General features: G+C 53.2%; 24 protein-coding genes. 9 read left to right on the forward strand and 15 right to left on the reverse strand.

The genetic code is table 11. The annotated features are described in order from the left end of the window. Genes FEM03_RS07220 through FEM03_RS07235 form a run of 4 tightly spaced genes read left to right on the forward strand, consistent with a single transcriptional unit; the run spans position 1 to position 2,688 of the window. Entirely contained in the window at positions 1–522 is a 522-nt protein-coding gene (locus tag FEM03_RS07220) for a general secretion pathway protein GspH (protein WP_138085528.1), read from the forward strand. Beyond that, positions 519–962 carry a prepilin-type N-terminal cleavage/methylation domain-containing protein gene (locus FEM03_RS07225; RefSeq protein ID WP_138085529.1) on the forward strand — a complete coding sequence of 148 codons (444 nt, stop codon included), beginning with the start codon at positions 519–521 and terminating at the stop codon, positions 960–962. Before FEM03_RS07220 ends, FEM03_RS07225 begins: the two co-directional genes overlap by 4 nt. A gap of 10 nt (positions 963–972) precedes the next feature. Beyond that, entirely contained in the window at positions 973–1,728 is a 756-nt protein-coding gene (locus FEM03_RS07230) for a prepilin-type N-terminal cleavage/methylation domain-containing protein (RefSeq protein ID WP_166442698.1), read from the forward strand. 33 nt (positions 1,729–1,761) lie between these two features. Beyond that, complete coding sequence (locus FEM03_RS07235; RefSeq protein WP_166442699.1) at positions 1,762–2,688, forward strand: type II secretion system minor pseudopilin; 927 nt, start codon at positions 1,762–1,764, stop codon at positions 2,686–2,688. Between the two features lie 619 nt (positions 2,689–3,307). Here the strand turns inward: FEM03_RS07235 and FEM03_RS07240 are convergent. Continuing rightward, entirely contained in the window at positions 3,308–4,816 is a 1,509-nt protein-coding gene (locus FEM03_RS07240; protein WP_138085532.1) for a choice-of-anchor I family protein, read from the reverse strand. A 137-nt stretch (positions 4,817–4,953) separates the two neighbouring features. On the opposite strand from FEM03_RS07240, the gene FEM03_RS24340 reads away from it, so the two are divergent. Beyond that, positions 4,954–5,175 (forward strand): hypothetical protein, encoded by a 222-nt coding sequence (locus tag FEM03_RS24340; RefSeq protein ID WP_206170912.1) that lies wholly within the window; start codon positions 4,954–4,956, stop codon positions 5,173–5,175. Between the two features lie 142 nt (positions 5,176–5,317). On the opposite strand, the gene FEM03_RS07245 is transcribed toward FEM03_RS24340, so the two are convergent. The 14 genes from FEM03_RS07245 to FEM03_RS07305 form a co-directional block, all read right to left on the reverse strand. Next, the gene (locus FEM03_RS07245) at positions 5,318–5,713 is read right to left on the reverse strand and encodes a hypothetical protein (protein WP_138085533.1); all 396 of its coding nucleotides are present in this window, start codon (positions 5,711–5,713) and stop codon (positions 5,318–5,320) included. A 72-nt stretch (positions 5,714–5,785) separates the two neighbouring features. Beyond that, on the reverse strand, positions 5,786–6,361 hold the full coding sequence (locus FEM03_RS07250) for a hypothetical protein (RefSeq protein ID WP_138085534.1): 576 nt from the start codon (positions 6,359–6,361) through the stop codon (positions 5,786–5,788). A gap of 44 nt (positions 6,362–6,405) precedes the next feature. Beyond that, positions 6,406–7,392: a TrbI/VirB10 family protein gene (locus tag FEM03_RS07255; RefSeq protein WP_138085535.1), complete on the reverse strand. Its 987-nt coding sequence runs from the start codon at positions 7,390–7,392 to the stop codon at positions 6,406–6,408. Further along, the gene (locus FEM03_RS07260) at positions 7,389–8,300 is read right to left on the reverse strand and encodes a hypothetical protein (protein WP_138085536.1); all 912 of its coding nucleotides are present in this window, start codon (positions 8,298–8,300) and stop codon (positions 7,389–7,391) included. Before FEM03_RS07260 ends, FEM03_RS07255 begins: the two co-directional genes overlap by 4 nt. Then, positions 8,284–8,946 (reverse strand): hypothetical protein, encoded by a 663-nt coding sequence (locus tag FEM03_RS07265; RefSeq protein ID WP_138085537.1) that lies wholly within the window; start codon positions 8,944–8,946, stop codon positions 8,284–8,286. The genes FEM03_RS07260 and FEM03_RS07265 overlap by 17 nt, the downstream gene beginning before the upstream one ends. 14 nt (positions 8,947–8,960) lie before the next feature. Beyond that, positions 8,961–10,064, reverse strand: coding sequence for a hypothetical protein (locus FEM03_RS07270; protein ID WP_138085538.1), 1,104 nt, complete (start codon positions 10,062–10,064; stop codon positions 8,961–8,963). Further along, entirely contained in the window at positions 10,061–10,279 is a 219-nt protein-coding gene (locus FEM03_RS07275) for a hypothetical protein (protein WP_138085539.1), read from the reverse strand. Before FEM03_RS07275 ends, FEM03_RS07270 begins: the two co-directional genes overlap by 4 nt. A gap of 30 nt (positions 10,280–10,309) precedes the next feature. Further along, positions 10,310–11,101 carry a type IV secretion system protein gene (locus tag FEM03_RS07280; RefSeq protein ID WP_138085540.1) on the reverse strand — a complete coding sequence of 264 codons (792 nt, stop codon included), beginning with the start codon at positions 11,099–11,101 and terminating at the stop codon, positions 10,310–10,312. 12 nt (positions 11,102–11,113) lie between these two features. Next, on the reverse strand, positions 11,114–11,290 hold the full coding sequence (locus FEM03_RS24345; protein ID WP_166442701.1) for a hypothetical protein: 177 nt from the start codon (positions 11,288–11,290) through the stop codon (positions 11,114–11,116). A gap of 6 nt (positions 11,291–11,296) precedes the next feature. Next, a complete protein-coding gene (locus tag FEM03_RS07285; protein ID WP_138085541.1) occupies positions 11,297–11,713 on the reverse strand; it encodes a hypothetical protein in 417 nt (138 codons plus the stop codon). Beyond that, positions 11,710–14,457, reverse strand: a complete 2,748-nt coding sequence (locus FEM03_RS07290; protein WP_138085542.1) for a TraC family protein — start codon at positions 14,455–14,457, stop codon at positions 11,710–11,712. Before FEM03_RS07290 ends, FEM03_RS07285 begins: the two co-directional genes overlap by 4 nt. Further along, a complete protein-coding gene (locus FEM03_RS07295) occupies positions 14,441–14,803 on the reverse strand; it encodes a hypothetical protein (protein ID WP_138085543.1) in 363 nt (120 codons plus the stop codon). Before FEM03_RS07295 ends, FEM03_RS07290 begins: the two co-directional genes overlap by 17 nt. After that, complete coding sequence (locus tag FEM03_RS07300; protein ID WP_138085544.1) at positions 14,800–15,093, reverse strand: hypothetical protein; 294 nt, start codon at positions 15,091–15,093, stop codon at positions 14,800–14,802. Before FEM03_RS07300 ends, FEM03_RS07295 begins: the two co-directional genes overlap by 4 nt. 122 nt (positions 15,094–15,215) lie before the next feature. Then, on the reverse strand, positions 15,216–15,503 hold the full coding sequence (locus FEM03_RS07305) for a hypothetical protein (RefSeq protein WP_138085545.1): 288 nt from the start codon (positions 15,501–15,503) through the stop codon (positions 15,216–15,218). A 198-nt stretch (positions 15,504–15,701) separates the two neighbouring features. On the opposite strand from FEM03_RS07305, the gene FEM03_RS07310 reads away from it, so the two are divergent. The 4 genes from FEM03_RS07310 to FEM03_RS07325 all read left to right on the forward strand — a co-directional run bounded on the left by FEM03_RS07310 (position 15,702) and on the right by FEM03_RS07325 (position 23,284). Beyond that, positions 15,702–16,619 (forward strand): AAA family ATPase, encoded by a 918-nt coding sequence (locus FEM03_RS07310; protein ID WP_138085546.1) that lies wholly within the window; start codon positions 15,702–15,704, stop codon positions 16,617–16,619. A gap of 589 nt (positions 16,620–17,208) precedes the next feature. Continuing rightward, on the forward strand, positions 17,209–18,048 hold the full coding sequence (locus tag FEM03_RS07315; protein ID WP_138085547.1) for a DUF5131 family protein: 840 nt from the start codon (positions 17,209–17,211) through the stop codon (positions 18,046–18,048). A 3-nt stretch (positions 18,049–18,051) separates the two neighbouring features. Further along, positions 18,052–18,993, forward strand: a complete 942-nt coding sequence (tcmP, locus tag FEM03_RS07320) for a three-Cys-motif partner protein TcmP (RefSeq protein WP_138085548.1) — start codon at positions 18,052–18,054, stop codon at positions 18,991–18,993. A 187-nt stretch (positions 18,994–19,180) separates the two neighbouring features. Beyond that, positions 19,181–23,284 (forward strand): HEAT repeat domain-containing protein, encoded by a 4,104-nt coding sequence (locus FEM03_RS07325; RefSeq protein WP_138085549.1) that lies wholly within the window; start codon positions 19,181–19,183, stop codon positions 23,282–23,284. The last annotated feature ends 9 nt before the right edge of the window (positions 23,285–23,293 follow it).

The raw sequence follows: 23,293 nt of genomic DNA on the forward strand, positions 1-23,293 counted from the left end.
ATGAAAACACGCTTCCACCAGTCTGGCTTTCCGGCGTTCACACTGCTGGAAATGACAGTGGTGATGTTTGTCATGGCCATCATTGTGGGCATCTCGGTTTACAGCTTCAACGGGATGTCTGAGGAGGACATCCTGAGACGTCCGGCAGCGGAGTTCCAGAGCATGGTAATGGAGGCGGTGAGACGAGCCGGGTTGGAGGAGCAGGAGCAAATCATTCTGTTCAACTCCAGTGGCTTTTTCATGCGCTTTCGTGAAGTTGCTGAGGGACGAGCCTCTGACGACAACGATGGCCTGTGGGTGAAGGCGGTGGAAGCCCCGGGGGACATGCGCATTTCTCTGCGGCGCTGGCGGTCAAACAAGTTTACCCCGGCATTGGGACAGCAACTGGTCATTCTGCCTGGTGGCTTATGTGAGCCGTTGACGATTCGCTTTGAGCGCAAAAATTCTTGGCTGGAACTGAGTCTCGACGCGTTAGGCGGCGGTGTGCGTGAAGAGGCGATGGAAATTGCGGCAGCTCCATGAAGCACGCGATTTTATGGCACCGAGAGGGGCGGCGGCAGGGCTTCACGCTGATGGAAGTGTTGCTGGCATTGTTCGTTTTTGTGGTGGCGGTGATGGGTCTGGTAGAGTGCATCAACCACATTGGACTGGCATCGGCGGAGACGCGGCTTGAACGGCGGGTGCAGTCGCGACTTGACTCCCTGTTGGTGGAGGCCACTCGACGTTCTCCTTGGATCAACCAAGGCAGGGTAGATGACAGCAAGCTGGAAACGGTGGTAGAGGAAGACAACGTGCGGTATGAAATCAAGGCCGCGCCACTGGAGATTAAGACTGACGATGGGAACTCCGTTCGTGGCCTCTACCATGTAAGCGTGACGGGAAGCTGGCTGGAAGATGGCAGGCCACACGAATCCACCGTGGAAACCTGGGTGTGGCCGAACCTCTTTGAACGTCAGCGATAACCCGTATGCCATGAAGACATACCATTCCCAACGTCCATCCCGTGCCGGCTTCAGCCTGTTGGAAATGATGGTGGTCATGCTGGTGCTGACGCTTTTGCTGGGGGCCATCACCAGCATCGTGCGCGGCACGGTGCAGCTCACCGATGATGTGTCGGTCGCACAGGCGCGGGAAGCCCGTCTGCATGGGTTGGCGCAGCTTTGCGAGCGTGCTTTTTGGTCCGTGCCGGGACATGGGATGGTGAGGTTGCGCAATACCCAGGCCGGCAACCGGTATTTGAGCCAGTTGACCTTGACGGGGTTGCCGCCGTTACTGGCGGGGGAAGGGTCATTGGATGACGTGATCGTGTTGGAGACAGACGAAGCTCCTGATGGTTATCTGCGGTTGCAAATGCACTTCCTGACGGCGGAGGAAGCTGAGACATGGGAAAACGGCGATACCACCACTGGAACGCGCCTTCTGCTACTGGAGAATATCGCTACTTTGGAGTGGAGGTTTTTCAACGAATCAAGCCGACAATGGGAACCGCTTTGGAATGAGCGGCTGACCTTGCCGCAATGGATGGGTGACACACCCATAAGCAGCCCTCCCGGTAACGCGGAGGATGACTCAGAAGGTGGCGGCGCTGAGTCTGAACCTGCTGCCGTAAATATACCGGACTTGGGACGCCGGCCCGGCCTTGTCGAATTGACCGTGGCGCAAGGCGCGGAACTTCCCCGGCGTTGGACGTTTTGGGTGCCAGAGGCGCAGGTGCCGGGAACCGAATAGGAAATCATGAGAGCCATCTGCCGACCTTGTATTTTGAATCCGCGTTCCGCCAGAGCCTCGGCTCTGCTGGTGGTGTTGTGGGTGGTGGCCTTTCTGTCGTTCCTAGTCGTCACCGGTATGATGGTGACTTCGCAAGAAATGGAATCGCTCGCTTCGCGCAAGCTTGCATCTCGGGCGCGACATTTAGCGGAGATGGGGTTGGCCGTGGCCGCGCATCCCAGAGTGGAATCAGGTCAGAGCATCCTGACCAGCAAGCTCTCTGAGCTAGAAAGTTATGAGGCACGCAAAACTAGCGAAGAGGGCCGTTTGAATCTCAACGCGTTTCTCACTGAAGAACGGCGGGGCGTGCTGGAGCAGTTGTTTCAGGGCTGGGGTTTGCAGCCAGCCGAAGCGCAGACCCTGGTAAACGCCATGATGGATTGGGTGGATGCCGACGATCTTCCCCGGCTCAACAGTGCCGAGAAGGCGCAATATCTGGAGGCGGGATTTCCGGGCCGTCCCACCAATCGTCCGTTCCGCAGTTTGGATGAGGTGGAACTGGTGGCAGGTATGGAGACTCTGGCCGCGCACAAGCCGGACTGGAGGGAGTCTTTCACTCTTTGGGGTAGGGGGCGGCTGGACATCAACGCAGCAAGCGCCGAGCTGCTCGCCGTGGTGACGGGGCTGCCTTCCGGTGCGGTAGAAATGATCGTGAGGCATCGTGCCGGACCGGATGGAATCGCTTACACCAACGATGACACGCCGTTCAAGGATATTGACGATTTCCTTGAACTGTTGGGGCTGTCAGGGGATGAAGATGAGCGAAGGAATATTACCGATTGGGTCACTGTGGAGGGACATATCAAACGAGTCGAAAGTGTGGGACGAATAGGTGACTATTCGCGGGGAATTGTGGTGGTGGTGAAGGACAACGGGACGAAGCCGGAGATGCTGGAATGGAGGGAATTTGTGATAAAATAGAACTCCAATTTGCGTTCCCTTTGGGTGGTGCCAAAGGGGCACCTCGATTAACTTCGATTTACCCGAGCAAATTGGAGAAATATGACTGGCGAGCATATTAGAACACTTTCGTTGCCTCCGTGATTACCTAAATGGGTGGTTACGCGGTTCCATGACATCCTATTCGGTAGCCGGGTAGGATATTGTTGCTTGCCGTCATCCCAATCTGTTCATTCTGAACCAGGGATGTCATGCGACATCGCAATCTCATCGGACCACAGATTAGAAAGCTGCGAGTCGAGAGAGGTTGGACACAAGACTACCTGGCAATTAAATTGCAGCTTTCCGAGTTCGATGTGTCTAGGAGCGGTCTTGCGAAGATTGAGGCACGCTTGGTCTGGGTTGGCGACCATGAGCTTCTTTATTTTACTCATGTATTTAAAGTTTCCTTGCCCGCCTTGTATCCTGACACGGACGATCAAGACCCTGATTTCCCCTCGAATTTGGACAGGATCATGGAGCGCCGTCCGCGAAATGGGCAGTAGCAGACATTTTAGCAGGAAAATAAGGTCGACCTCAACAACCGTGAGATCCCTATCTAATTTTGCTGTTTTGCGTATTCGAAAGGATGAAGGTCAGGTTATGGAATGACTTCAAACACCCCTATGCGTCCTCCGTGGAGTTCGTAGCCACCCAGCAGCAGCGGTTTTCCAGAAGGAGTGGCAGACTCAGGCAGAAAAAGGAGGGACTCTGGGGCCACGAGATTCTCCTCAATGGTGTTCACATAGGCAGCAAAAATAGCTTGGTTGGGGTCGGTGATGTCGAACATCAGGATGCCGTTCTGCCGTTCCAATCCCACGAACAGAAATCTCCGTCCACTAGTTTCCCCAACGGTTAGCGCTTCGGGTTCTGGGCCTTTCTTGGCAGATCGTTTGTCGAAGTTGTCAGGCGTGCCACCGTCGATGTTATGCGGGGCAGGGTCTTTTTCCAATAGCAGGGGTTCCAGAGAGCCGCTGTCATGAACGAGTTCGCCGCTTTGACCATTCCAGATGGAGAAAGATCGGGTGCCGAACATCGTGGGCACGTCGATGACACCATCACCGTTGGTATCACCGTCCAAGGTGGAAATTTCCAGATGTTTGAAATTTTCGTCAGCAGACAGGGAAGCCAGGCTGCCACTCAAAGGTGCGGTTGCCACCGTGGTGACATCAAATTCATCATGGCGGGCATCGCCTTCATTGGCGGTGGCGATCAAAACCACGCCTTGGTGTTCGAAGGCGACGATGGTGTCGGGCATGGGAAGGCCCGCGACCGTTTGAGAAATGTCCGCTTTCTTGTCGTTGGGATTGGCGTCAATGGTTTGTGTCAAGGTGCCTAGGCTGTGGATGGCCTCCCAGCGGCGATGCTTGAGGTCAAAGACGGCTACTGCGTTGTTTTCCTGTAAGGTCACGTAGGCTTTGTCATTTAGGCCGGTGACGTATTCGGGTTCGATGGCGTGCCATTTGGGCACATCGAATTCATGAATGCGAATGCCGGTGAGGTCGCAGGCGCTGAAATCATGGTCTTCCGCCTTCAGTTGAGAAATGGACTCCGCGTCGGCTGTCTTGAGCGAGGAAAGGTCAATCACCGACAGCGAACCGGGAGCGGATGCGTAGGGGCTGAACTCCCCCTCGTTGGCAACAAGCAGGTATTTTCCGTCCTGGCTGAAGTTCACGCAATCGGGATGGAAGCCGATTTCAAGCCCTTTCCCCAGTCGTTCGCCGGTGCGGTAGTTGAAGAAAACCAGCCAACCCCTGACCCTTGCATTGTCTTCGGGAATCACCACGACAGCGCCAAGCCCGCGGCCCAAAGGATCGAGTGCGACGCTGCTGACACTGAGGATTTTGCCATCAAATAGAGCACCAAGATCAAGGGTTTGATCCTCTTTCAGGCTGTCGTCGGCTTTGAGGGTGAAAAGCTGCACGCCATGACTGTCCGTTCCTCCCGAAAAATTGGAGGCAAGACGGTGACCGTCCGTCGTATAACTGATGATTTCCGCGCCGCCGTCTTTTGGGGTGTGCTGGCTGATGAGTTTCAGGGAAGAGGCGGTGACAGGGGTGACGGTGCAGGTGAGCAGTAGCCACGAAGCTATGTGGGAAAGTTTTGTCATGAAATAGGATGAGGTTTTTGACCAGGCAGGGAGCAGCCGAGACACGATGTGAGTGAATGGGCGTCCGACCGGTTGCAGCGTCAAGGCTGGCAACTTTCCCAACAGGAGCATTTAGCTGAGAGAATTGAATCCACGGAGTGGTGACGACTTTGTCACATGACAGCAGCGCTATTGTGCTGGCAGGTTCAGCCATGGCAAATACCGAAGATGTTGATCCTCAAGAGTGCCTGAAAACACTGGCGAACGAAGATGCTGAAGTCTTGAAACAGCGCGTGATCGCTCGTCTTGAGACTGTCCTTTCCGAGAAATACTTCGACCGTGAAGGTTTCGCGGTCATCTGGAAGTTCTTGAGCGAATAAAAATGACGCGGCCGCCCGGATGAATATCCGGGCGGCGGCGAAACAGTGGAGGTTGGGACGGAACCAAGTCTTCGGTTGCGGGAGCGGAGGTCTGCGAAGCAGGAGCCGGAGCGGACGGGACCGAAGTCTTGGTATGGAGGGGTCAGACCGTTACCGCACCCTGAGTGCGCTCCTTGCGTGACTGGCGTGCGGCGATGTCACGCATGGTGCGGGAGGCGATGCTAACCATGGCTTTCTCGCGTTGATCCTCCGGCAAATCCTTGACGAGATTCTCGTAAGTCTTCTTCAATTCCGGATCACGTTCGAGCTTGCGCAGGATGCCGTTCTCCAGCTTCTGTTGCCGTTCGTTCTTTTGAACCTCATGCAACACCATGGCGCGCTCCATGCGCTGTCGCGGCATGGCCTGGATGTATTGCCAGTGTTTGGGGTTTTTCTGGATGTAGTCATCAATCTTTTGGTTAATCTGCGCGTTGTCTCGAAACGTGGTTTGCGAGCTGTCTGCCGCTTCGTGACCGTCGGTTTTGGATTTCTTTATCATGGCGGATGGTTCCTTTCTGGAACGGGTTGGGTTTCGTGGTTTTATGGTTTGCCGGAAAAGTCCCGTGATGAATCACCATGGGGCATCCTCCAGTTGCATCGTGGTTTCGGGGGTGGAAGAGGAGGAGGCACGCTCTTTTTGCTCAAGTGTTTTCAGGCGGCTGCGGGTGTCGGTGAGTTCCTTCTGAATGTTGGCATTCTGTTCGGCGAGGATGCGATTCTGCTGGAGGGCCTGGGTCAATTCGGTGAGCTTGGCAGAAACTGTTTGGCCACTTCGCATGACGGCTCTGGTTGCCTCCCGCTGTCGGTTGAGTTCGACCAGCAATTCATTGCGGGTGGGTTCGGAGTCGGATGGCTGATAAGAGCGGACGACGACGGGTGAGGCTGAGTTGGCCAGGTTCCATTTCGCGGTGGACTCGACACGATAGATGGTGTGTGCCTCGTGCATGACCTTGCGGTTGTTGGGATCAACGTAGCGGCCCAAAGGATAGGCTTTGAGGATTTCGGGATGGCGCACGACACGGGTTTCCCCATTGTTGAGATTGCGACCTGCTGGACTTGGATGAACTTGGACAACGGCCTTGGGCGCTTTGCTTGCGCAGCCGGTGGCAAGTAGTGCAGGCAGGAGAAAAAGGAGGAGACGTTGCATGGAATGGAGGAAGGGTGAGGGAGGACGTTTGGAAGATGAAACGATCATGGGATCTGGTCGTTGGTGATCGGGGGGCTTGTTGCTGAGCCAAGTGAGGCTTTTGAGGCATCCACGGTTTGCGTGAGGTAGAGGTAAAATTGCTTGCCTGCGGGGACGCGAACGTAGAATCCTTCACGTTCGATGGTGTCCAGAATCTGCCTAGCGTAGGTGTTCAACACCTGCTGCACTCCGGTTAAGGAGGCGTTCTGCACGGAGGCGACTGGCTGAGATCCGATGATGGTGTGTTCGCGCTGGGTAAAGGCTCCTGCTGCCCCGCTGAGGAACGATGCTGCGAACATCTTTACCTCGGCGTAATCGTCGCTCTTGAGAAGCCGGCCGCGCAAGCCAGCGCTGCCATCGGTGATGGCCCAGCCCTCGCCATGCGCTTGTTTCTCACGGTCGAGGGCGATTCCTGAGACTTGGAGTTCCCTGCCGTCCTGCCAGACCAACTTCCATGAACCCTGACTGGCGATGCGTTCACGCATCCGGTCGACCCTTGCTGTGCCGTGGACTTCGGTTCCGACGGGCACAATCAACCGCTCATTGTGCCAAATTTCCTCTGTCACCAATCCGACAATGGGAGTGTCGATCCCCGAGGAGTCCACGGTGATTACCAGTTCACAGGAAATCAATCTGCCGTAAGGCGCGAAGTCGGAGCTCAAGGCGTTTTCGGCTGGCTTTTGTTCTGGCGTTTGTGCGAACAGACTTAGTGGAGGCATGGGTTTGGGTGCGGGTGGTTGTTCCTGGGGTGGGAGCGAAGGTTTTGAAACCTGCTCCTGGGGAGGCCGGAAGGGCGTCATGTCCTTGGTCACCGATTGCACCACTTGCGGCCTGGCGGCAGTGCCACCAGCTTTGGCCGGTTCTTCCTTTCCAAACCCCGGCGGCTGAAAACCTCGAACCAACACATATCCGACAATGCAGATGACGAGAAACAAGAGCAACGCGCCAGTGCGTGTTTTCAGGAATTGGATGGCATCTCGTGGGTTCATCATTTGTTCCCTTTCTTTGATGAAGGTTGGGATTTGTCCGGGTTGGGGGTGGCCATTGCGTCCAGCACAATCATAAAATCATTCTGGAGAGAGAGGTCATTGCGGCCTCCCGAGGATGTTCCAGTGACGGCGAAATAGGCGACGGCGTCCTTGTTGGGAGGAATCACGCCGCTGGCGTCACTGATGGAGGCATTGAAGCGCTGTTCACCGACACGCAGCATAAAGCTGCCGGGATCATAACGCAGTTCACTGTCGGTGGTGTTGCGCAGCAAGACGCGAAACACCAGCGTGTCTTGGGCATCGAATCGAAACGCTTCCTCCAGCAAGATGTGGAAATGGCCGTGATCCATGACGGGTGGCTTGGCCCGGTGATCCACATAAGCGATTTCGATGACGGCTTGCGGTTGGCTCTCCTTGAGAACAGGGTAGGCTTTTGCCATGTCCAGCGTGCTGAGCAACGTAACCGGAGTGACGGGAGTCTGCTGATTGCTGGCGGCGAGCCGGGGATCGGGGGGAGGCTGGAAAATAAGAGACAACACCGGTGCTGCGCTGTCCTTGAGTTCCAGCACATAGGTCTTGTTGTTCCAGCGGACGTTGACGTTGGTAGTGGCGTCCTTAATAAGGCTACGCACCGAGAAAAATGCCGTGCCCGGCTGGTGGGCGAGTTGGAAAAGTCCGGCGGTCTTGCCGTCGGTCGTCACCAGCGCGGCGTCAATGGCGGCGATGGGAGTGGGAAACGAAACCGTGGTGACTCGCGCTACAGAGACGGGCACCGTGTAAACACGATGTTCATCAAGCGGCATCTCGTGGATAGCCTTTGGTGCTTCGGCGTTGTTCGCGCTGGCGCTGGAGGATAGTGACAGGGCGAGAGCAACACCGTGATTGAGGAGGATGTTAGAGAGCGGGTTCATATTTGAAGTCGGTTACGGCGGTTGGGAACCGCCCGTTTTGAACCATGTCGGGGTTGCGGCGCATCTTGAGCGCCAGCTTGAAAGGGATCACTTCGTTGAAGACCTTGCCGTCAAAGACGCCGGTGCGAATCAACTGGCCCGTCACCTGGGTCATGACGAAATCCTGACGGGTTTCCAGAATGTCGATGCGGGCGACTTCGGGTTTTTGATGTTGCTGTTTGGCTTTGAACTCCGGCGCTTCGGCGGAGATTTGGCGCTGAGCCTTTTCATGGGCAGCCTTGAGCAAGAGTTGCTTCAGCAATTCAGGATGATCAAGTCCCTTGGGATTGCGTTCAAGAAAGGCCATGACCACCAGCGTGCTTTGCTGCGCATGGAAATCCCTGGCCTCCTGGAATCTCAGTAAAGGCGAAACATGGTAAGTGCCCGCCGGATCGAGGATGACGACACGCTCGCGTTCCGTGAGTTTTCGGATGAGAAAATGCGGTTGAACCAAGGCAACCGTGACGGCGATGGCGGCGAGGCAGAACCACAAGAACGCGGTTCGATCTTTGTCCACGAAGATGCGCGTGGGCTGGAAGGGTCGTTTGGGAAGGCGGGTTCGTTCGCCTGGGACGGTGGTTTCGCGAAGGGTTTCCGAGGAGGTCATGGTGGTCATAGGAGTCATGATGAGCGGCGGTTGGATTTGCGGGCTCTACCGATGATACTGGCTGCCTGCCTGTCGTTGGCGGGGTCCGATGAGGTGTAGGCCGAATTGGGTTTGGCCTTACTGGATTGGGAGGATTTCGATTTTGCACTCCAGTCCACAGCGCTGCCTACCACTCCGGGGATGCTGGAAGATCCGTATCCCGAGAGTGACGAGGAACCAAAGGCCAATGCCCCAGCTCCGGCAGCGCCAAGAGCTGCGACCGGTGCTCCCACACCGCTACCGGCGAGCGCTGCACCGGTGGAAGCGCCACCGCTGACACCCGACCTTGCGGCACGCCATCCGCCACTGAGGAAGGCAGCTCCTGCATTGGTTCCTTCCGAAATCATCCGCTGAATGACCATCGGGGCCGAGATGGTGCTGAAGATGATCCACAAACCAGCTGCTGCCACAGCGATGAGGTTTTTTAGTTCCTCCATGCCAGTGGCTTCTACGAAGCTCTCCTGAGACAAAATTTCTATGAGCGTGTCTGTGACCAACGATGCAAACCCCCAACCCAAAGGCCAGATAAGGATACCCACCGTGCTGAGGATGAACCGAACACCGACTGACGACAGCGTGCGCACGCTAAGGAAGCCAATGAAAATAGGACTGGCCGCTATGGCGAAGGCCAACACCACTTTGTAGATAACATAGGCGATGAAGACGGTGAACTTGGCGATCCACTGCACAGTCCAAAGCACTGCGGTGATCAGTGCCTTAAATAACTGCTTCTCAGATAGATTGAAAATCGTGTGCCAGAAACCGCCTTCGGCCTCGTCCGATGAGGACGCTGTCATGGCTTTGTATCGTTCGTAGACCTCTGCGGGATTGGCCTGGAGCGTGTCATGAACAAGTGTATGCACGATCGTCTCGCCGTAGGTGAGCCAGATGGTGAACTGCGAAAGCACCAGAACGATGATGGCCGCATGAACGAATGCCCGCAGATACATGGTAGCGGAACGGTTTCCATTGCTGACGTTGCTCCACAACGACAACACGATCAGCACAAAGGCAATGGGGGCCAGTGTGGCGAACATCAATTCGGCCTTTTCATAGAGGCGGGTATAGAACTCGTTCATGGTTCTTTCGGTTGAGGAGGCGGTTTCCGCTGCATGTCGGTTGGGAGTTGAAACACATCGTCCAGTGCCTTTTCCGCTTTGCGAAAGTTCCTGGCGTCCTCCCTTGATTCGTCTTTGACTTGATGTTGCTGTTGCCAGCGGAAGTAAAGGATGACTCCGGTAGTTCCAGTGATTAGCAGGGTGACAATGAGCAGATAGATGTATGTTTTCTTCATATTGTTTCAGAGTTGTGTCTGGCCAGTTTGTCAGCGTCGCATGGAATCAGGAAGCGTGAGCAACGCATCAAATTGTTTGGTCGTAATGCCCCATTCGGCGGCGTCTTTTTCACGCTGAGCCTGCGATTGCTTCTCGTCGTCGTTCCGGTTCAAAGTGTCCTGAACCAGCACTTGGGAAGTCGCGTTTTGCACTTCTCCTTGCAGAGCGGCAAGCTGGGCATTTTGGCTGGCAAGGACGCCGTGCAGTTTTTGCACCTGAGCATCAGTGGTGGCTGATTGAAGGGCAGTGGTGGTGGAACTGATTTCCTGTTTGAGCGACTGGATCCTGGCGACAGCTTCTTCATGCACCATCTGGTAGTTGGCCGTGGTGTTTTCCAATGCCCCGAATTTCCTGTAAAGATCTTCGGCACGCGGAATCTCCACTCCCGAAATGGAAATGTTTTCAATGGTTTGATAGAGGCCGTCAGCATTGTTGTGCAGCGATTCAATGCCGGAAGCAGTCTGTTGTAGTTCACCAAGCAATTGCCCGACCTGGGATTGTTGAAGCTGGCCAATGATCTGGTCGGCTCCGGTGATTTGCAGCAAGGTAGCGGGGTCGCCAAAGGCGGTTACATAAGCGGTGATTTGCTCAAGTTGGGAGGTCAGCAGGTTGATTTGTTCAATTTGATTGCTGATCATTTCGACATACTTGGCGAGGTCGATGGTGTGTTGAATGGCGTTCTGGGCGATGGCAATAGGGTCTTCGACAATGACCTGTGATTGGGCGCTTTTCGGCAGCATGGCTGCGATGGGGAAAGACAAATAGAGGATGGTTCTTTTCATGGCTTTGATGAGTTAAGGACGGTTGGATGACTGGCGTGCTTGTTCCTGCAGTTGGCGGAGGCGTTCAGCTTCCTGTTGACGGATGCGCTCCTGCTCAAGTCGCAGTTGCTCCTCGCGTTCGCGACGCATTTGTTCGGCGTCGTTGATTCGGTCGAGGTTTGGTTCGTAGGGCTGGTAGGGTTCGATCATGGTGTGTTATTTTTCTATGCGTAGGGTTCTGGTGGAGCCGGGAGGAAACAGGGCGCCATCGGGCGTCTGTGCCGGCAGTGGAAACTGATAGAGGCTGACCTCTTCTTCGAATCCGTGGCCAGCGGCCTTCTTTTGCTGGTCCACGAGCAGCCAGTATTGCTGCTTCACCGCATCGCTGCGGCCTTTGTCATAACCTTCGGTATAGGATTTCTTTGCCTTTCCGTCTTGGGCATGGTTGATGGCTTCGCCCAACAAAAATCCGCCGCCTGCACTGGCGGCGGTGACCAGTGGATTGCCGTCGCTGAGACTGTGACCAAGTGCCGCGCCTCCGGCGGCTGCAAGGGTGCTGGTGACAAGACGGGAGGTGCTTGAGCAACTCGTGGAAAAAAGGGCGATGCCGATGGAAAGAAGGATGAGTTTCATGGCTGATCGGTTGGTGGGTTGGAATTGGCGTGAAGGGCGATGCCTTCGATGAGGTTGCCGTGGCGTTTGAGCTCCTGTGCCCGGCGTTCGAAGAGTTCTCCGCTGGTGCTGCTGCAATACAGCATCTCAGGGGAAGCGATGTTATGCACCGTGCCGCACAGCGGTCTTGGGGTGTCGAGATGGAAGTAGGTGAAGGCTGCGAATTTTTGACCAGGCTGCTGGTCGGGAAGGGGATAACTCATGATGCGTTGACGAGTGATGTCCGGCAGTTCAATGTCCTGAGCGATGTCTTCAAGGTCGGCGCGGTCGTTCTGCCGCATGAGGATGAACTGGCGGCTGTTGCCAAACACTGTGGAACGAATGCGGCTCTCTTTGAAGCGGGCGTATTGTTGCACGATGGCTACTGTCCAGCAGTTGAACTTGCGCATCTGTGCGTAGCTTTCTCGGACAATCTTCTCGCCTTCGGGGATGTCGAGGAATCGGGCGACTTCCTCATAGATGATGCGTTTGCGCTGTGAACGCGGAAGTGTTACCAAATGTTGGCGGGTGTGGTGCGTGATAAGAAACCCTGCTGCCGCCTTTAATTCAGGCGCGGACTCAGGAATGCAGCCCAATTCGAAATGCACAATGCGTCCGGTGAGTGACACATTGGTTTCACCGTCAAAGAGCGGGCCATACAAGCCATCCCTGCACCACGGTTGCAGCAGGGTCGAGATTTGATGAATCGATTCCTTCTGCGGCCCATAGGCTTCAAGGTGCATCAGCTCTTGCAGCATCCGGTGGGTGGGATGATCGGATGGTGTGAAGTAGGCAAAGGCAAGATTGCGAACCTCACGACTGGTCTTCGGATCTTTGAGAAATCGTGAGATGTCGCTTTCATCGAATGAGGTTAGGTATGCTTGGGCTTCGTCTGCATGGGCATGCGACCAGTCTCGGAAATCGGCAAAGGCGTCGAGTGTGTTAGCGCCGGTGGGAAGTCGGTCACGACGATAGTTTTGCAGTGCGAATGCATGACGCGCGATGTCAGAGTTCTGGTCGCCATGGTTCTGGCTCCACTCGTTGTAAGCGTCCTCGTAGAGTTGATTGATGAAGTGGGCGATCTGTGCCTGTTGCAGTCGTTGTTTGTCTTCATCGACCGGAACACCGGCCATGCGGGAGACAAGGGCAGTTGCGGTAGATAGATGCAAAGGTGTCAGCGGTAGACTGCCCGTATCGAGGTAGTTCAAGGTGTGGGTGCCATCAGGTTGCAGGATGATTGGATCAGCGCCCGGTTCTACTGTTTTGGTGTAGATGCCGTAGGATAGCCCTTCCTCAATGAGGACGGTGTAATCGAAATAAAGCTCCGTCTGCGAGAGTAAGTCACACATGGTGACCGATTTGCCAGCGCCGCTCATGCCCAGCAGCACCGCATGCTGCGGCGTTTTAGATCCCCCCGTGCCAAGGAAAGTGCGGATACCCACGAGGTTGTCGGCGTTGCCGTCGTAGAGGGCTTCGGCCTGATTGAGGTGGCCGGTGAATGTAGCACTGAAAGGTAGCATGTCCGCCAGATAGGCGTGCTCGGCATACAGCTTGCGGCATTCATATCGGCCCCACAGCCATCCCGGCCATGTCTGAAAGAACAACTTACGCGTGGTGGCAGGCAGGCAGCTTTCCACGTATTGGGCACCGTTCATGGAATTGACTGCGTTCTTGATGGCGGTGGTTTTGGCCGAAAGACCAGCCTTGCTTTTGTCCCACACGCGGATGACAAACAGTGCATGAAACGGCAGCGTGTGCCCCTGCATCAGTGCCGCGATCTTGCGTTCCTTTTTCTGCAACGCCGTCAGCAATGAAACCTTTTTCTCGCTGGCATAGTCTCCGGCGATACGATCATGGGCTTTTTCTTCACGAAAGATCTCAGCACGGACGGACAGGGGCTCGACATTGACCGTGATGGAATAGTCCAGCAGCCGCAGATGAGTGAGGCGATGAATGATGCCTGGGAAGGTGACACGTGGCCAGCGGTTGATCACCAGAATGGAGTGGTAGTGTCCATCCATCCAAAATCCAAAATCTGCCTGTCCGTTGCCTTCACTGTGCCAGCAGTTTTCCTGGATGGAACGTTGAGGATCGAACGTGCTCAAGGGATCATAGTCGAATCGGTCTGCCAGCGAAGGGTTCAGAAATCGAGCATAATGCCGATAGTGGTCTGCATTCGTCATGGCGATGAGGCGTGCTCCCTGTCCGGTGAACACACTGTTGAGCATGTCGTGAACGTGAGCGAATTCTTGCTGGAGTTGGTCGAGCAGATGTTCGTAGTGTTGGGTGAGGCTGCCACGGGTGAGTGCAAAGCCTGGTGATGTATCAATCTGCCTGGATACCCATAGAACGAGCCGCTGCCGCCGTAGATGCCGATTCATCATCGCATTCCAGTAGCGGGTGAACCTTTCATTGCGGACGCGGCGTGTCCAGACATTGGAGGCACGCTGGGTTTCCTCGTGGTAGTGGAGCAACTCCTGTTGATAGTCGGAGTCGCAGAACCATTGCACCTGCAATCTTTGGTTTTCGCCAAGCGATGCCAACAGAAGCGTAAGTTGGCTTTGGAAGGCGTTCAGTTCCGTGATCGAAGCATTTGCAAGATCGGGAGGTTCAAAGATGAAACCTTTTGCCACCGAGCAACCGGCACGCAGACCGCCGAAAACGATTAGGTCACGGACGAAATAACCGTTGGGCGGGGCTTCGGAGATATTATTGAAAAGTCCCATGTGAGTCAGAGTGGAGCGGATGCTCCGGTTGATGTTGCGGGTCGGGGCTGAATCCGGCACCGTTCAGCCAGCCGTCCAGCAGGTCGCGGTCATATCCGGGAGGTTTTCCTTGGCGGAAACCGAACACATAAATGAAGGAGAGTGTCAGCGGCACTGCTGCCAGCACCGCTGACGCTTTGAAGCTCCAACGCATTGCGCTGAAGCAGAGCAACAGCGTGAGCACGGCGATGAACACGCCGAAGACGACATGCCAGAACAGATTACCTTCCAGCCCCCAAGTGCGCCCGGCTGAATCCTCGGCGCTGTTGGTTTCCGTCAGGCGAAGTTCAGAGGAAGCGTCTTTCATTCAAAGGCTCCCACGTCAACGGTTGAGCCATCAAGGCCGAAGGCGGTAAAGAGTGCCTTCACAATGACGGGTGCTCCCGCGATAATCAGCCCGCCGATGATGGAGAGCTTGCCTGCGTCCGTGTCACCGCGTCGGATGGCGAAGCCACCTCCGACAACACAGATGGTGCCGAAGATGAACCCAATGAGCATGACGATGCCCATTGCTTTGCTGGCTCCTTCGGCGAGTCCCCCTGCGGCCTGGGCCAGCAGGGGAGTGAATTTAAACAGAATAAGATGCGCTGTATTCATAACGCGCCTGTTTTAACATGGCGCGCCGACTTCTCCGTTCTCGTTCAGGAGCAAGAATCTGCCCCACCACTTTTACAGGATGGGGTGTTCTTGATGTGATACTCAAGCCTTCATGGACTCGATCAAGCCACCGGATTTACCTTTGCGCTCTTTTTGCCAATCCCCTTCTTTGGAGTCTTGGGCTTGCCGCTATCCGCTTTTTTCAAAACCTTGAGATTTTTTTGCGCTTCCTTGGACGCCAGTTTGGCTTGTTTCAAATTCTTGCGGGCCTCTTTGAATCCTTCCTTGGCAGTGTCAACCGCGAGCTTTGATTCCTCCACCTGTTTAAGAGATTGAGCGATTTCAGGTGTCACTGCCTTGGCTTTCCTGATGGCTTGAGTGGATTTCTTTACCTTGGAGCTGGTAGGCATGGATTTCGTGAGTTGAAGTGAAAAATGTAGATTTTGGATTCGTCATCCGAGAATGTGTGACAATTATGTAACGCAATGCGCCGACGGTTGGCAATGGTTTGAATGTGACAATTTTTGATGCGACCTGTTTCAGTGTAGGATGCTCCGTCTCGGGAACAAGCATTGGCGGCGTTTGTGTGAAGATGGCTGGACGATGTCATGAATACGCCGAGTCCCATCGCAAAAATTCTTTCCAGCGAGCAAGCACATCTGCGAAATTTGGAGAGCCATCTCAAGGAATCCATTCGTGGACAAGAAGTTGCCCTCGCGAAAATGGCTTCGGTGTTGCGACGAGGCGAGCTTGGCTTGACCGCACCGCGCCGTCCGAAAGGCAGTTTTTTACTGCTGGGTCCGACGGGGGTTGGCAAAACCGAATCTACCGTGGTTTTCACGCGGTATTTGATGGGAGAGGACTTCTTGTTCCGATTCGACATGTCTGAATACCAGACCCAAGAAAGCCTGGGTTTGCTGCTGGGAGCCAAGTCTACTGAGAAGGGGATTTTGGGGCAGGTGTTGGCAAGGGCATCGCATGGCACGCTGTTATTTGATGAAATCGAAAAAGCCCATCCGCGCGTCATGGACGTGTTTTTACAGATTCTTGATGCCGCAAGAATCACCCTCGCGGATGGCACGACGCCGGATTTGAGTGGATTCTATGTGGTTTTCACTTCAAACATTGCTTCCGGAGAACTGCTCGACTGGCAGCATTCCTCGTTTGCCACCATGGAGCGTCATGTGCTTGCCCGCGCCCAGCAGTGGCTGCGACCTGAATTGTATGCACGAATCACCGAGAAATTGGTGTTCCAGCGTCTTGGCTACGATGTGCAGGTGGAGATCGCCAGCATGATGCTTGATCAGCAATTTTCGTTTCTGGCGAGCAAAGGGTATCAATTGACCATGACGCCTGAAGTTTTGGCATTTGTCTTGAGGAGAGGTTTTCATCCTCGCCTCGGCGCCAGGCCATTGCGAGACACCATTGAGAAATTGACAGGTGATGCGGTCGTCAACCGACGCTTGGGAGCGGGGCGATATGATGGGAGTCTACGCGTGGTGGGGGGCAAGCTCGAGGTCGTGTGAAGGGGGGCTAGAAAATGCGAATAAATAGGCACAATTGGGGATTGAGGCAGAAAATGCATATTTACCGTCAATTCTTACACGAACGATCCCTCATCATCTTCTCTATGCGGCTAATTCCTTCAAGAAGAGCGTGGAGGCTACATTATTTCGAACAGGGAGGAAGGCCTCGCAAACGCGTTGCAAGTCGATGGAGGGAAGCTCTAGTAGTAGTCAAATTTTGGCGTCTGAATTCGTATGCCGAAGCCTTCTATCGAACAGGATTTGAGCGTCCATGCAGGTCTCGATTCAAAGAAACCATTCAAATCCAATGGCGGAATCACGCAAGCACACCAGTTTTCGTTTCGCCTCTGAACTCCGCTGCACGGGCGATATTGAAGGCATTCAGATAGTGCCACACGTGGGAGCGCACATCTGTGCGGTTGTTTTATTCCCGTTTCGACTCTTTTTTCCGGCTTCGACCGGTGGCCTTCGAATTAGCGGATGTTGGAATTGTGACCCTCAAAACCAGCGAGAATCCTGAGCTCCCAGCTTTTTAGGGTGAACTGTTCAGGAAATTATGCCATAAATCTCTTAACAGAATTTAAGAATTATGGCGAAGAACTCCTCAATCGAATGGACACACCACACTTTTAATCCGTGGTGGGGTTGTTCGAAGGTTTCTCCCGCATGCGAACATTGCTACGCGGAAACTTGGGCGAAGAGGGTTGGAAAGGCAGTATGGGGAGCGAAAGCTCCACGTCGATTTTTCTCTGACAATCACTGGAAGGAGCCTCTTAAATGGAACGCGGAAGCTAAACGCGAGGGCGTTAGACGGAGAGTGTTTTGTGCGTCCATGGCAGACGTATTCGAACGAAGGTCCGCCCTAAACGAGTGGAGGGATAGACTTTGGAGTCTTGTCGATGAGACACCCATGCTGGACTGGTTGTTGCTAACGAAGCGCCCTCAAAACGTCTCGCGTATGACCCCTTGGGGTGAGTGTTGGCCAGATAACGTTTGGTTGGGGACGACCGTAGAGAGTCAAAAATACGCTGAGCTACGCTTGCCTTTTCTTCTTTCTCACCCTGCGAAAGTCCGCTTCTTAAGTTGCGAGCCACTTTTGGGCGACATCGATCTTCGGAAATGGATAAACCCTAATCCAAGACAGGGGCTTCACGGAATAGACTGGATTATTGCTGGTGGAGAAAGCGGGCCAGGAGCTAGACCTATGCACCCCCTCTGGGCCAGGAATCTCCGTGATCAGGCTTTGGAAACGAACACGGCCTTTCACTTTAAGCAATGGGGACATTGGGTGCCTAGAGAAATAGTAACTGACGAGCAGCGGCAACAGATTGTGGAACTTGAAGGCGAACAAATGATCGGGCTTGGCAAGAAGGGTGCTGGCCGAGAACTGGATGGTGATACTTGGGACGGATTTCCCTTAGCATCATAGATCATGGACCTGACCGACAGGAAACCCAGAGATTGGGAGGAACCTTCGCTATTTGACTTACAAGCGTTCGAAGGTTCAAAGCCAGAGCGCGACAAATCGTGTTTGACAACTAATCTGTGGACCCATCAAAAGGCTCTTCTAATTGCAAGATATCTTCATTCCTTCCTTTCGGTCACTAAGAATGGAATCTATATTGACGCATTTTCAGGACCTCAAGATATTGTTACTGAGGATACCTCTTGGGCTGCCAGACAAGTGCTAGAACAAAAGTCGAATTTCTTAGGACGGGCTTGCCTCTTCGAACTAGATGAAGATAAAATCCCCATCTTGGAGCAACTACGAAAGAAATACTGCCAAGGATTTACTCGATTGTGGAAACGTCAAGTAATGGTTGTTAAGGGTGACTGCAATGTTACAATCCCTGCCTATTTGAAGGGTCACCGGATTAAACCAAAGCAGGCTACTTTCGCATTACTTGATCAACGAACCCACGAATGCACATGGGCGCTCGTGAAAAATTTGGCTACGCACAAAAAGGGTGGTCATAAGATCGAAATCTTCTACTTTGTCGCTCAACATTGGATGAATCGATCTGTCAAATCGTCAACGACGGCAGTTAAGTTGGCAGAAATTGAAGCATGGTGGGGAGGGAAAGGGTGGAAGGAGTTCATTGAGCTAAGCAGTTGGGATCGGGCAGAGAAAATGCAGGAGCGGTTTCAGAATGAACTGGGTTATAAATATACTAAAGCATTTCCAATGAAAAGTAATGGCAATGATGGGAATATCATGTTCTGGCTCATCCATGCCAGCGATCATCCACGTGCAATTCCACTGATGGCAACTGCTTATCGCAGTATTGGTCTAAAAATCTCCGACGAACAATGGAACCAAACTAAACTAGAAGATTTACTAACGCAATTTGGCAACGAGAGCCCCGTTCGGTAGCCATCATTAGCCCCGGTTTAGAGCCTTGCAGATTGCGAGATATGCCAACATCTCAATCACTCACGAAAGTATACCCAGTTGTTCGTTTTTCGGTGCAATATGGTCGAGTGCAGGCGGATTGGGTGTGGAGCCATGAGCTTTTTCTAGCACATTCCGCGTTGAGTGTGTTATTGTAATCGCAAACACGATGTCTACTGATCAGACAGCTCCAGACTGCGTCGGACAACCGTCATTTATCGGATTCGAGTATCAGATTTTAGTAACGGTCTGGGTCGCGTTGGAATTTATCGTTGTCCGTGGAGCTACCAAGATTATGGTGGAGCCACCAAGCCATGAGGATGTTGCAGCAGAGTCGGATAACAAAAAGCTGGCGACAACTGTGTCTGTAAAAAATTTTCAGATTCAAATCAAACTTCTCAGTAACGACGTTTGGAGTTCGGCGGCTTTTATGAAGCTCATCGAGAAGAAGGTTAAAAAGGGAAAATCTGGTCCAGAACCAAGAATCCGTGCTTTGGAATATATGGAGGCTGATTCCACAAAGCACTACCTTTTGATAACCACCGCAGACGTGGCACCCGAACTCCGTTGTCACCTAGTAAGAGAAATCGGCGACAACTCCCGCGTCGGTGACTTGAACCCTTTAGGGATCGATCCGAGCATTGCAAGACGAGTAGGCATTTTCGCCAGTGAAACGGCGTCCAACGTTCGTAACCGAATAGAACTATTTCTTCAAAAACACTGCCATGTCCCGGGAGGAGAGATCGAAGGATGCATTTCGACACTGGAAACTGCAGTTCGGGAAAGGTTGGCAGGCCGCAAGTCGACCATTTTTGCGCGAGATGAGCTCGAATGCTTGCTGTCCGTTTCAAGGGGCAAACTACTCTGTGGGGTAAAACCTACCTACCCGGAAAATCTCGATAGCATCCGCAGACGACTTTCAATAGACAACGTTGTGGTGCTCATTGGACCCCCGGGAACTGGAAAAACAACCATTGCTCGCATGCTGGTCGACGAGTTTCGATTGGCGGATCCGCCTGCTAAACTCCATACGATCAGGGAGCCTGAACACCTAAAAATCGTTCACGAAACCATCAATGCCCCTAACTCCCATGTATACTTTGTTGAAGATCCCTGGGGACAAGGAAAACTCGACTACAAGGCTCGCTTCTTCACGACGGAACTCGCTCCGCTGCTGAACAGAGCCAGAGGAGGAAAGACGTTTATCGTGACCTCACGCTTAGCTCCCTACCGCGAAGCGATCGAAGACCGGACCGATTACCTTAAATGGGAAATAGTAATCGACGAGAAATCCTATTCGTCCGCCGCTTATCGCGAGCTCTACGAGCGTCAGCTGGGAGACTGGGGCAAAAGTGCCCGGTTGAGAGCTATGGGAGTAATCGGTGCGGCGCTCAAGTATTTGGAGACACCTTACTCGGTGGTCTTCTTCTGTGGCGAATTAAAAAAGGACGCTCATAAGAATTGGGTCAACGAACACCAAGCCATAGAACTCGCTAGAAAGTCCAATATCCAAGTATTTGGCAAGCGACTCAAAGAACGGATTATTGATGTTGGCCGTTCTGAGATAGTTTCGGCAATCGCAATTTGGGCTCAACTAACTGCTAATGGCGATTTCATATCCGCACAAGACGCGAAACAGCTCCGACGATGTCTAAAGGACGGGAAGCTTTCTGACGTCCCTGACGTGGAACTCTTTTTTAATTATCTAACGACTTCTCGCTGGTTGCAGGAACGAGAAGGCGGATTCGTTGTCACCCCCTCCGTTATGGAAGCTCTTAAATCCCTATCTACTACGAGGCGGGCCGACTTCGAGGACACCATGATCGCCCTTATACGTAGTTGGAGTGCTCAACAAGAGTTCTACTCCATTCTTCTCTGCTTGCGCGAAGCCAAGTGGGATGATCCACTGATTGCCTCTGACGCGGCTCAGCCCTTCGATTCATACTTGGTCTCTCTTGCAGTCAAGGCCGAACCTAGAAATTTCATTTGGGCGTTTAGAGAACTCGCTGATTATTCAACCACCAACCACCCCGCAGCCGAGCTTGCGCGGTTTCTCCGAATCGAACACCGGAAAACTGGAGATTGGTTCAATCCGCCTATGTGGACGCGACCTAGCCCATCTGCCGAGTCGGTCAAACAAATCGGAGTAAACCCCGACTGCATAATTTGCGCGAAAAAGTTTGTCACAGTTCATTTGACCGATGGAATCGCTCGGAACATTCATGGTTTTTTATATCCGCGCGAAGAACTGCTTGCCTTTTTAAAGCAATTTGACTGGCCGTTGATCGAATGGTTTCAAGCTGCCTTGGCTGACGTCTTGGAAGATCCTCGAGAGTCGACATCTTATCTGTTTAAGTGCATGCTGGACTTGGCCCCAGCTGAAATTGACGGGCTGATCGTCGAAGCGGCAATAGCGTTGAGGGCATGTGACTCAGATCAGGATCATTCCCCTGACGAATATTGGCGTTGGTATTTTGAAGGGGAGACCGACGCATGGCAGGAGCCCACTGACATGGAGGACGAAACTTCATATTACGTCTGTAAGTCATTGGCAGCAGGGGTTGATCGAAAATGTGAAGAGCAGGGTCACACTTGGATTATTGGGCACACCTATGAGGCGGAGCTTTTCAATGCTTGGTCTAGTCTGATCGATCGCGAGACTAACTTGGCAGCGAGGCAAGCCTTTGTGAAATTGTGCGAAAAGTATAGTCAAACAGAGGCCGCAGCCGGCGTCGTTCTCAAGACACCTGATTCATCTTTCTTTGGATGGGCGGTGAGGACGCTCCTTTCTCCAAATTTCAAAATTGATAGATCCGCGAAATGGGCGCTGCTAACCATTGTCAAATGCAGAGATTTTTTGGGATTTTTGCGGTCGGAATCTGGTCATCGATTTGTGTCCGCTGTGGCGCTGCTCGGTTTCCTCGCGCTGCAGAAACATGAGAGGCACGGCGACGAAGAAGCGCCCACCTCAGAAAAAGCCGATCCATTCTTTAGTTTCGAGACTTTGGCAAGTCACATTGTTGAATCGCAGAAGAAGTCGCTCATTGCGTGTAGCAAGCAAATAGGTCTGGAATTCGCAATTGCCGAAAGTGAAGTCGACTTGGAGTTCTTGGCTCTTCTTGCGAAGGAATGGCCCGAGATTCCCGCCATCTATGCTTTGGAAGCAATCGCCGAAAATGGCGGTATTCTATACCCGCTCATTGAACGATTTCTTCATTCTGAAGACAGTATGATTCGAGTGCGGGCGTGGGTTCTTTGTAAATCCCGTAGACGTCACCTCCTTGAGGCCCTCAAGGATACGCACTACGGATGTCGCAAGGTCGCTCTCGATCGACTTTCTACCGCTCCGAGTCCGGTTGAATTGAACGCGATTATGGAGCTGGTTAACGACCCAAGTGCCTATGTTAGAGAGCGACTCGCCAATCAAGTCGGCGAAAACGGACTTCGAGAAGGAATTCCTGCCCTCGTCAAGCTGCTGTCGGACAAACGCGACTATGCAGATCGTCAAGAAAACGGCGAGGAGCGAATCTTCTCCGTGGCGAGAAAAGCCTGCGACTCGCTCCAAAAGCTTTCTCCGCTTGAGAAGGAAACTTTGGGCTTGCTTCGTTCTTTTTTGGAGGGATGCGAATCAAGTAGCACGGACCCGGTCGTTCATGTAAAAATTTTTGAGATTTTGGAACGTCATCCATCCTCGGACAATACGGAGTTTTGTTCCCGTTACATTGACTCAATTTGGCTGGGGTCAAAGTGGAATACTCTTGGCGGAATCGTCATCGTCCAAAGCTGCCTCAGTGCTGTTTGCACACACCTTAGTCAGGAACCCGGACTGGCAAGGAGTGTTGACTTCTCAAAGCTAATTCAGTTTGCCCATTGGAAAAACGACGAATCTGGCATTGTAGCCTTTTCGTTGGCGGCACTCGCTCTAGCGTATGAAGACGATTCTGTCGATCTCTCTTCTGTGCTGGCCATGGACTCCTTCTCAGCGCAGAGAGGCCGACTGCTGTGCAGTTTTTCCAAAAAGCTCCGAACGGAGAGGCCGTCCGACTTGAAGAAATACTTGTCCGACGAATATTCTTTTTTGTCATTCCTTCAATGGGTAGACAACAGCGCTGGCAAAGCGTTTTCGGATTTCTCCGCTGCACATCCAGCTTTCTGCCCTTGGTTAGACTCGTTGGATAATGGCAATGACTTAGACAAAATTCTATGTGCGGCGACAAAAAATCTCATTTTGTCGGTCGAATCTCCCGTGAGTAAGGTTTTATCATCTTTGTAAGTCAAGCCT

The organism is Phragmitibacter flavus, from assembly GCF_005780165.1.
Lineage (GTDB): Bacteria > Verrucomicrobiota > Verrucomicrobiia > Verrucomicrobiales > Verrucomicrobiaceae > Phragmitibacter > Phragmitibacter flavus.